Here is a 10,603-nt window from a genome sequence, read left to right on the forward strand (position 1 = left end):
TCTTCTGTTCCTTCCAACTCTTCCGCAGTCAAGGCCCTGTCATAAAATGCTGACTTAATAATGTACTGTTCAAATTTGAGCGTATCGTTGCCATTCGGGTCACGGTTCAAGGCATCGCGAACATCCTGATAGGCTTTCGTCAAAGCGCCTTCAACCAAGGTGTTGTTAGGAACCAACAGCGTCGAAGTAAAAAACTCAGAGCGCATGTTCCAGGTTTCAGAGCCGCCCGAATTGAAGCGATCCATCAACAGGTTTTTGGTAACAAATACCGAATCATAAACGGTATTACCCGTATTATCCACTCCCACAGGAACGCTGTTGTCACGGTCGAAAGCACGTTCTTCATATTTGAATACCAATTCTTTGAACAGGCCGAAATTATCATCGTTCAAGGCTTTCAAGAATTCGTACATTGATTTTGGTGCGTAAATCGGTTCACCCATCAAGTAAACAAAACCATTGTCTACCTGAATAATTTTCACGATTTGAGATCCGGCAATGAAATAATCGGTTGTACTGGCATTCGCCTGAACCGAAACTTCAAGGTATTTGCCATTCCACATTTGAATGGCCAAGCCATCGACCAGTTTGGTTGGCGTAAAGGCCAAATTGCTGACACAGGTGTTGGCAAAGAAATCGGGCTCTTCAATTTGAGCCGCGCCCATCACCGCGTTCGAATAAACCAAAACAGTGAACAATTGATCTTTCTCCCCCATTTTGGTGAAAACATCCTGGTCAGTAAATAAGGCTGCAATCGCGCTTAAGTCTGATTCAGACTGGATGTAAGCTTCAGCCGACATGTCCACCACTTCGACGATGCCGCTGCCTACTTCTTTTTCGCCGGGTGTATAATGCTGGTCCCACTTGTCGGTGCAAGCAAAGGAAAACAGCATCATCACTGCGGCTATGGCGTATAAATATTGTCTTTTCATGATCGATAGATTATTCGTTAATAGGAGTAAACTTGATGTAGTCTAATTGCAGGCGATACGCTGAGTGCGTAGTTGCCCGCGAATCCAACAACACCACTTTAAACTCATGTGAATCTGTTGAATCAAATTCAATCTCATTGAATAGTGTCATTCCGTAGATACCGACCGAAGCTTTTGCGCCGTCATATACATAAACTTCGTTTTCCGTTGCATCAAGCGATACTTTACACAAACTACCACCCGAAACGAAAGGAGCGAGCGAACCTGCACTGGCGTAAAATAATTCGACTTTATACCTGCCCTTCAGCAGCACAGGCGTTTGCATACTGACATTCCCCAGGTACCCCAGATTCACAACAAGCATATCATGCTTATACGCTTTGTAAGAATTGGTTTTCCCGCCATCACTTGATTTGGTAACAAGATATCCCAGGGATGGGTACCATCCGGCCGTGCTGTTTTCCTTCCAGGTATAGCTTTTTACAGCATCAGAAGAAAATTCAATCCAGTGTTCGCCGCTTTGAGCCGTCTGGTAAATATCTCCCAGGTTCTGCTCGGCCCCGTATGCGTTGACAGCAGCGGCCACATCGTCATAATCACAAACATCCCAAATAATGGTCATTGGATTTGGTGCGAAAACGGGCATATACTCACTCACCTCATGCAGAATTCCATTTTTTGCCAGCATATCGGTTTTTCCTGCTACCAGTTCAATTCCGGATGAAGTCGCTTCATCATAATTCACATAGTATGTCCCCCAGAAGTTGTGGGTAGAAATAACCTGCTTTGAAGCCAGTGTACTCCAGATGGCTGTCGAATCGCCATCAGAAAACGCGTACAGGTCTTCAATATATCTTGTTGAAGAAAGCACGTGATAGGCAATGTATTGGTTAAGGGCATTCTCCGAATTCTGATAGTCAGTGGAAGCGCCTACTTTTCCGGCCAAATCACTTAAGCTGGTTACACCCTCACTTCCGAAAGTTGTGTTGGAAACGACAAAAGTGGTGTAATTGCGCTTCACAGCGATTTTACCACCAAATTCATTTTGAACCGTGTCTGTTACCGTACTCAGGATTTCATCCCAACCTGTGGCCTCAACTGCTTCCTTGAAAATAGAATACTCACTATTTTCAGTCAACCGATCGTAAACAGTTTCAACCAGCGGTGTTAGAACATCATCCAAGGTGTACACAAATCCGTTGGTCACTTCATTGGCCAATTCACTGACAAGTGCTTCATCATTCAGGTAAACTGAATTCAGTCCTCCTTCTGATGTTTCGTCGTCATCGAATGAAACCGACAGGTAATCACCCGATATGGTTGCCTTGGTCAGCTTTCCACCAATTAAGAACTCTTTTTGAGGAACTTCACCTTCAATGATATGGTACTGAACCAGTGCTTTGGCATAAGTAACACCGAGCTCAGCAATATTGGCCACTCCCTTTTCAGCAAAAAACGCATCTACCGCATTGTTGTCGGGAACGAACAAAGTAAAGGTCTTACTTGCCTGGTTCACCGCATTATACAGATCGGCATATTTCAAGATCTCAATCCATTTCGAGAACTCATCCTCGCGATTTTCCAGGTAGGTGGCAGCGGGGTACAGATCGTACACCACAAAATTTTCATTTTCGTATGGGTCCTCGCACGAAAAGAGGAGGACAAACACCATACTGATTAGCAAATATTTTTTCATAATCCGGATCTCTTTTTAATTTGTTGCTTGATAATAGGGATTCTGCACGAGTAAGCGGTTGTTTTCCAATTCACTCGTTTCAATAGGCAGGTATAGCGCGTCATCGTTGTTCAACACTGACCGGATCCAAGCAGGGTTTGCGGTATTGTTGTAGTCAATGACCCTATCGACAAGAAACTGGCCGCGGTATTTAAACCCGTCGCGTTTTCCAAATCGAAGCAGATCGTACCAGCGTTTTCCTTCGCCAGCCAGTTCCATGTTTCTCTCGTAAAGCACCAGCTCCAGCATATCGGCTTCGCTAAGTTCTTCCAGCACCAAATTCCTGGCGGGCAGATTCGCACGAACCCTCACTTCGTTGATCAGGTCGATAGCAACCGTCCAGCCTTGAATGTCCGCCGAGGACAGGATCATTGCTTCGGCTTTCATCAACATCACATCGGCTACGCGGTAAACCATGTAGTTCGGATCTTGCTCATTCACGGTGTTTCGCACCTGGGTTTGCATGCCGATACCACTGTATTTCCAGACATATCCTAAGTTCGCATTCGGATAATTGTCGCCTGCAACATCAGGTACAAACCCGCCATACAGGCTCCGAACAGCTTGATTCGGACCCGTCAGGTTTGTCTCAGCAATCCAGTCAAACAGCATTTGTTCCGAATAGATATAAGTGGGAGCTCCGTTACCAAACTGGCTCGCCAAATTATTCGTTTGGTTAAAGGCTCCGTGATCCCAATTGATTTCGAAAATTGATCCGTTGCTGTTTCCAGGATAGAACAATTCATACCATTTCGTTGGGTCGGTTACAAATACCGGGCGGAATGCTGAAGAAGCATCCAGTATTTCGTTGCAATGCATAATCGCCGTCTGATATTCTTCATTCCAAAGACACACATCGGCCATCAAGGCATGGAGGGACCATTTGGTGCCTCGTCCTTTCGTTGCCCAATCTTCTTCGTATTTCTCCTTTGCTGCACCGCTGCCCAGCGCTATCGTAATATCTTCCTTGATTTGAGCGATAATTTCGGCTTCAGATGCTTTCTCCTTTTCGTAACTGATCTTATCGGTTTCATAAGGCTCCAAAATCAAAGGAGCATCACGCCAGTTCCGTACGATGTAGAAGTAGCTTAAGGCCCGCAGGTAATAAGCTTCGGTCAGGTATGAAGTCATGACCGCCTCGTCAAAAGTTTCGTCGCGCTGCAAAACAGCTTCCGCATTGGCAATAACCGAGTTGGACATGTTGATTACTTTGTAGAGCGGAGCCCATGAACATAGCGAACCATCATCAGGCGTCACCTGAAAGGTCTGCAAGTCATTTCCGTTAATGGAATAAATGGCTCCTCCACGCAGTTCGCCCCATTGAACCAGGTTAGGCACAGCATCGCGCAAGTACACGTATCCGGAAGCCAGTACCGATTCTACTTCTTCCTTAGAGGTCCAGTACTCATCACTGACCTGCTCGTTTTCAGGCAGTACCGACAGCCAGTCGCTGCAGGCGGTAAACTGAAAGGACAGAATTACTAATAACAGTAAATATTTAATCTTTTTTATCATTTCGAATCCTCCAATTAGAAGTTAATATTCACACCCATGGCAAAACGTCTTGAAATAGGCGTATTGGCTTCATCTTTTACCAAAGCGTTTGTTGCACTTGGCATTCTAACTTCCGGATCTTGTCCGGCGTATTTTGTCCAGGTAAACAAATCATAACCCGTCACAAAAATATTCAGGTTTGAGATTCCCAAATTTTGAATCAGCTCACGGGGCATATTGTAGCTCAACGACAATGATTTCAAACGGATATACGAAGCGTCTTCCACAAAGCGGTCAGAACCAAGGTAGTTGTACCCATAGTTATATAAGGCTCTTGGAATATCGGTTTGGTCACCTTCACTTCGCCATCTTCTCAAGGTGGCCGTACTTTGGTTGTCGCGTCCGTACATGGATTCACTGCTCATGCGGCCCTGATTGATCACTTTCTGTCCAGCACGGCCATGAAAGAAAGTGGTTACGGTAAAGGCTTTGTATTTGACCTGGAAACCACCACCGCCAGTAAATACCGGCATGCTGTTGCCCAGGTAAACAATGTCGTACTGGTTAATCACCCCGTCGTTATTCGTGTCTTCGTATTTGGCATCGCCAGGAAATACCTGAAGGTTACCATTTTGAGTGACAATTGGGTTTCCTTCCATGTCATTCATGATACCGCCATCGGCATCGCGGGCATAAGTTTCTTCCACATTCTGGTAAACACCCAGGTATTTGTAACCATAGAACGAACCGATCGGAACACCAGTTTCCAAACGTTGCGCATAGTTCCCGTTTTCAAACGTATAGGCTTCCTGTGTCAGGTTATCCGGTAAAGACACAATTTTGTTGACGTTGCGGTTGATGTTACCATTGACAGAAATCCGCCAATCCGAGCTTCGGAACACCTCGTAATCCACCCGGAACTCAACTCCGGTATTAGTAATCTCTCCTGAATTATACCACTTAATCGTGGTAAAACCAGTCGAAGCCGGAATCTTCACATCTTTCTGCAGCAAATCGTCGGTTCTCTTTTTATACCAGTCAAACGAAAAGGTAAACTTGTTATCCAACAAAATAATGTCGGAACCCAGGTTGAGTTCCCTTGACGTTTCCCACTTTAGGTTATCCAATTGGATTTTTATCGGAGCAATAGCCGTCATATCCATATAATTATCACCCAAGGCCTGGAATGAGCCGATGTAGGGAGAGGCGCCACTTGGCGACCGGCCCGAAGCACCATAGCTCGCTCGGAACTTAGCCTCATTCACCCATCCAAGGGCTTTAATAAATTCCTCTTCTTGCGCCTGCCATGCAAGCCCAACAGCAGGGAACATGCCCCAGCGTTCTGATTTTCCTAAGCTCGAGTTACCTTCAAAGTTTACGGTGGCATTCAGCATGTAGCGATCCAAAAACGTATAGTGCGCATTCATGATCCCAGACATTGAGCGGGTTTCAGACGATCCCGAGCCATATCCTGAAACAGCACCGCCCGTAGTAGGATCGGCCAGGCCTGCAGAAGCAGCACCCGATATCTGACTGTAGTAGTTCGATCCTTGGCTTTGGTTGGTCCGATAGAGAGCCATAGCAACCAGGTTGTGCTGCTCATTCCAATTCTTCCGGTACAACAACTTGTTTTCGGTTTGAAGGTTGAACCCATCGGAAACAGCATCGGCGCTTTGATTGGCATACACACTCACCCCGGTAACACCTGTAGCAACCTGCGGCAAAAATTTCTCATTCCGGTTCGAATTTAATTTCATGCTTGCCCAGCCGGTGTAGGTCAAATCCTTGGTCATATAGTAGTTCATACGGAAGGTAATCCGGGACTCCCGAATGGAAGATTTATTAAACCCCTCGTGCACCAACGCTACCGGGTTATAATTCCTTCTTCCGTTAAATGCTCCCTGAAATTCATCGATGTTTTGGCGCGAAAAATACTCGTCCATTCGCAGACCCGTTGCGTCATCAATCCAGAAAGGACTTTTGTTCGGCATTTTAGCCATTGCTTCGGAACGGGCATTTCGCCAACCACTTCCCCCCTCATAGTTTCCTTCTTTCTCCGTTTGTGTAAAACTGTAGTCCACATCCACCCGGAGCTTTTCAGAGAAGTTGTAGTTTACATTCAACAAAGAGGTCAGACGATCGAGCGAGGTACCAATGGTGGTTCCCTGGTCGTTCAAGTACCCAACCGAAAAACGGTAAGTGGCTTTGTCGCCCCCACCCATCATCGAAAAATTGTTGTCGGTAACAAATGCCGTACGGCGAACTTCGTCCAACCAATCGGTATTGACATTATATTCGTCAAAATACCGCCAGCTGGGGCTGTAATTAATTTCAGGTGTATCAAATAACAAACCAAGTTCGGTTTGCGAGTTGGCTAATCCTTTCGCATTGGCCGTGTTCCAAATCGCATCCTGCATCAAGGCCACGTATTCGTTACCATCCAGCATCGGTATTGGATCTGGTTCGAAACGGGTAGTGAACTTTGAAGAGTATGTAAACCGCGTTTTACCACGGGCTCCCTTTTTGGTGTTGATCATCAAAACGCCATTACCACCTTTGGTCCCCCAAATGGCTGTTGCTGCAGCATCTTTTAATACTTCGATGGATTCGATATCGGTCGGTGCGATGTTGATTAACTGACCAAAATCTTCGGCATTGGCGGTTGCAAAATTGAAATCATCATTAATGTCAGTTGAATAAGGAATCCCATCAATGACGATTAAAGGGTCGGCCGAGGCATTTAAGGTACTTGTACCACGAATACGAATGGAGCTTCGGGCACCCGGGTCACCACCTGAGATAATGTCTACGCCACCCAATTGTCCCTGAAGAGCCTCTTCGAGCGAAGTCACAGGCGAAACAGCCATAATCTCGTCCATTTCAACGCGCTGGGTCGCAGAAGTCTGCTGTTTCTCCGTAATTCCCGTCACCCGGTCAATATGACGTCCTTGTACAGTAACTTCCGCTACTGTCCGGTCTTCCGATTCCAATACCACGTCAATAGTAGCCTGGCCGGTGTAAGGGACTCGCTGGCTTTTTAGGCCAATAAATGAGAAGATAATGCTTAGATTTTCTTCATTAGCAGGAACCCGGAAATTATATTCGCCGGTACCCCCGGTAGCCACCCCGGTAAGGAAACGGTTTTGGCTGTTAGCCACCACCACATTTGCCCCGGGAATAGGTTGCTTTTCTCCGTCAACCATTTCAAAAACCCGTCCAGACAAAACCTTTGTATTCTGCGCCTGGAGAATTCCTGCAAACAGGAGTAAAAAGACAATGATTATATATTTTGTTTTATTCATAATGAATCGGTTTCATTTGTTTGATTAAAGTACCCCGTCAATGTAGTGTGCCCCACCATCATTATAGGAGAATGGGAAATAGTAGAAATCAGGAACGACATCTACCTTTGCCCCGGTTCCAAATCCGGCCTCCTTCAGCTGAACGCTCAATTTTTGACCATCATCGAAGATTGATAGCTGCGTATAAGCAGTGCCAGTGCCATCAAAAAAGGCTCGTCTGGTTTCATAATCACCATTCACACCGGAACCGATATAGGGATAGGTTGACATACCGTTATCCTCTGTTGGAACAAAATAGCATCTCAGGTAATTTGCCAACAGGCCCTGGTCAGTTATCGTACCGTCCGTGGCTACACCCGGAATTTCACCGGCAGCGACAGCTACATCAATCGCGTCATTGGTAGGAACAAACGCCACACAACGTACACCATTCAGGAAAGTGATGGAACCTCTGGCAGCATCGACCACACCGGCATCGCGCAACAATTGCGAAAACTTATAATAGGGATAAGTTGCATCTTGCGTAATGGCTAAACGATACTGCATGGATTGTGTCGAAATAATTGGCCTGAAGATCTCCGGGCTGTCATACGTATACGCTTTCCCATTTGACCAGTCCGCTCCACTATTGGTTGTTTCTGTAATATCGTAGAAATTCACGGTCGAAGTCGGAAGCTCAAAGTAATTGTTGAACAAAACACTGGTTGTAATTTGTCCATCTTTTACAAACCAATAGGTGTATGGAATATTGGTACGAAGAACCTGGATTCCGGAAGAGCTAATGCCAATGCCTCCAGTAACCGTATGTAAATTTACCGTTTGAATCATGGTCGAACTGTTCATTGGACCATAATCACCCCCATCCGAAGACCACAGTTCGTCTCCTTCCAAACCAATACCCCCTTCTTCCATTTGGGTATTGCTCGGGATAAGCAGCGTGAAGTTGGACTCAGCACTAGACAAACTGACCAACAAATCTGTCGGATCAAGCATATACAGGTACCAGGATAGATCCTTCTGTTTGAATGCAGGGCCGGTGACCGAGTAAAACATTCCCGGCGGAGTCAGGTCTTCCAAACCATAGAATACACCATTTTGGCATACCACACGATTTTCAGCGGGAACGGCATCGACGTCGAAATTAATCACAGCATCGAAGTCATTCACCACCCGCCCACTTGAGATTTCTTCCGGAAATACAATGGCATCAGAATAGTAACTGTTTCGGATCAGGTAGCGAATAGCCACATTGTTCACTTCACTTAAATCACTATATCCTCCCGGAGTCCAATACTCCTCCATAAAATTTTGGAACGCCGAATTGGAAGGGGCAAATGTGCTGTAAGCCAAGGATGAATTTGTACCAATTGCCCGGTAGTTTGAAAGCGGCCATTCTAAAGCAATGTCGGCCAACGGGGCTTCATGCCGGTGGCGATACAAGTCACTGCCATTACCAAAGTTCACGGTCAGCTCTTCGTCCAATTCATAGTAGGAATAAAAATCATACAAGTCCAGGTAAGTAGAATAGTCCGGACGGCTTTCCAGCTCGGCATGAATGGTATTCAGAGGATTAACCACCTGATCAACCAGGTACAGATAACCGTTGTTGGCGATGATCTCGTACTCATCAACCGACGCGTTGGAGACATTAAAGCCATTATCGCCGGTCCAGTTCGAACCAGAGTAAAAATACTCGTAGTTATACTTGGCATCGATATTCTTCGTACTGAACATCCGATGCGAGAACACGGGCAACAAGGCCTCATTGTGATAGATCAGGATGTCATTCCCCGAAGTATCTTTTCCCGCCGTAGGTGCTTCCAAACTACGGGTCCGGTGCTTGTAATACAATCCGGCAGCAAACTCTTTTTCATCCTCGGTCGCGCCATCTCCCTGCTCCGGCCTGAAATTCACGAGCTTATTCTTGTCGTAAGAATAATACATAATGTGAAACCCAATCAGTTTCTGGAGTTCTTCAGCAGAATAATCTTCGATTGAAGATTTGCCGTTTTCAGAAAGATAACCGGAGAATACCTCGTCATCGGGAGCCATCACCGTAACCAAGCTCTTCCCTTTCATGATTGGCTCGAAACCAGCCAGCTCAGCACCCTTTAAAAAGATAGAATAATTTCCTCTTTCTTCAAGTGCTTCCCAAGCGTTTCCTTTTAGCCAGTCCGGGGCAGCATAATGCTCTTCCATTTGGTCTTTGCACGAGATCAGCGCAAAAACGAAAATGAAAACCCAAGCGAATGTTTTTATGAATTTCATTTTATTCATACGTAATGCTGTTTTAAGATTAATTTTTAAACTCAACTTCCGGCCGGCAGATTCCGCTGGCAGAAATTTGATTCAAACGACTGTAAAAAAATGGTATTGAATACGATTGAAAAAAGCCGGTAAGCTTATTTTTCGAGTAACCCGCTAGGGATAGTGGGGTTTCAGAGAAAGAACACAAAAATTCCTTGGGCACAAGGATGTGCGTCAATTTGTTTTTCATAGTTAAGTTTGTTTTATGTAGTTCGTTCAGTTATTTCCTTCAACTTTTGTGAAGGCTTTGCGAGTCAAAATCATAACTCAGGGGAACCTGCATGTAAAAAATCAGGCTATTTCTTTTGACAAAAATTCTTAATCATGTTTCATCATAGGCAATTCATTTTAATATCTCGATTTCTTCGCCAACAAATGTATAGGTAGCAATATTAAGCGGTCTGTAATTTTGTACACATTACCTATGACAAACTGTTTTTTTTAGCTTAAATGCGTGTAAAACTTCCCTTTCGCCTCCACCCAAATTAACGAGAACAAACTCATAACCGCTCCGGCAAAGGGCAATCCCAGATTGAATTCTCTCCGCGGGACTAGCTGCTTTCATTGGTTCGGTACTTGATAAATCTCCGTCTCAATGATGCTCAATCGTCCTTTCTGACCGGCATCATTTCGGTTAACTCCGTCATCCAGTTTTGTCCCGTCAACTTCTTTACTTTTGCTATCCTGATCCGAAGCACCGCCTGTCAGTTGTATTTTTACTATTCGACCTTTGGTCGGAGGGAATTTCAAGGTGACGTAGCCAAGACCTAAAGGCGTGCTCCCTTCAAGCACCTGCTTCCCGTCCACTTCAATCCTAATCGGATAGCTTTTCG

Annotated in this window: 6 protein-coding genes; all 6 read right to left on the minus strand. The window is 45.3% G+C overall.

The window, feature by feature from the left end; translation table 11 throughout:
* Window positions 1-932: hypothetical protein (locus tag AAC033_RS16695; RefSeq protein ID WP_339740212.1), on the minus strand; the 932-nt coding region annotated here is incomplete at its 3' end.
* A 10-nt stretch (window positions 933-942) separates the two neighbouring features.
* A complete protein-coding gene (locus AAC033_RS16700; protein ID WP_339740214.1) occupies window positions 943-2,628 on the minus strand; it encodes a DUF5108 domain-containing protein in 1,686 nt (561 codons plus the stop codon).
* A gap of 15 nt (window positions 2,629-2,643) precedes the next feature.
* Window positions 2,644-4,182: a RagB/SusD family nutrient uptake outer membrane protein gene (locus tag AAC033_RS16705; RefSeq protein WP_339740216.1), complete on the minus strand. Its 1,539-nt coding sequence runs from the start codon at window positions 4,180-4,182 to the stop codon at window positions 2,644-2,646.
* Between the two features lie 14 nt (window positions 4,183-4,196).
* Window positions 4,197-7,463, minus strand: a complete 3,267-nt coding sequence (locus tag AAC033_RS16710) for a SusC/RagA family TonB-linked outer membrane protein (protein WP_339740218.1) — start codon at window positions 7,461-7,463, stop codon at window positions 4,197-4,199.
* Between the two features lie 24 nt (window positions 7,464-7,487).
* Window positions 7,488-9,740 carry a hypothetical protein gene (locus tag AAC033_RS16715; RefSeq protein WP_339740220.1) on the minus strand — a complete coding sequence of 751 codons (2,253 nt, stop codon included), beginning with the start codon at window positions 9,738-9,740 and terminating at the stop codon, window positions 7,488-7,490.
* A gap of 591 nt (window positions 9,741-10,331) precedes the next feature.
* A partial coding sequence (locus tag AAC033_RS16720) for a hypothetical protein (RefSeq protein ID WP_339740222.1) occupies window positions 10,332-10,603 on the minus strand: 272 nt, incomplete at its 5' end.

This window comes from uncultured Sunxiuqinia sp., from assembly GCF_963974515.1.
GTDB lineage: Bacteria > Bacteroidota > Bacteroidia > Bacteroidales > Prolixibacteraceae > Sunxiuqinia.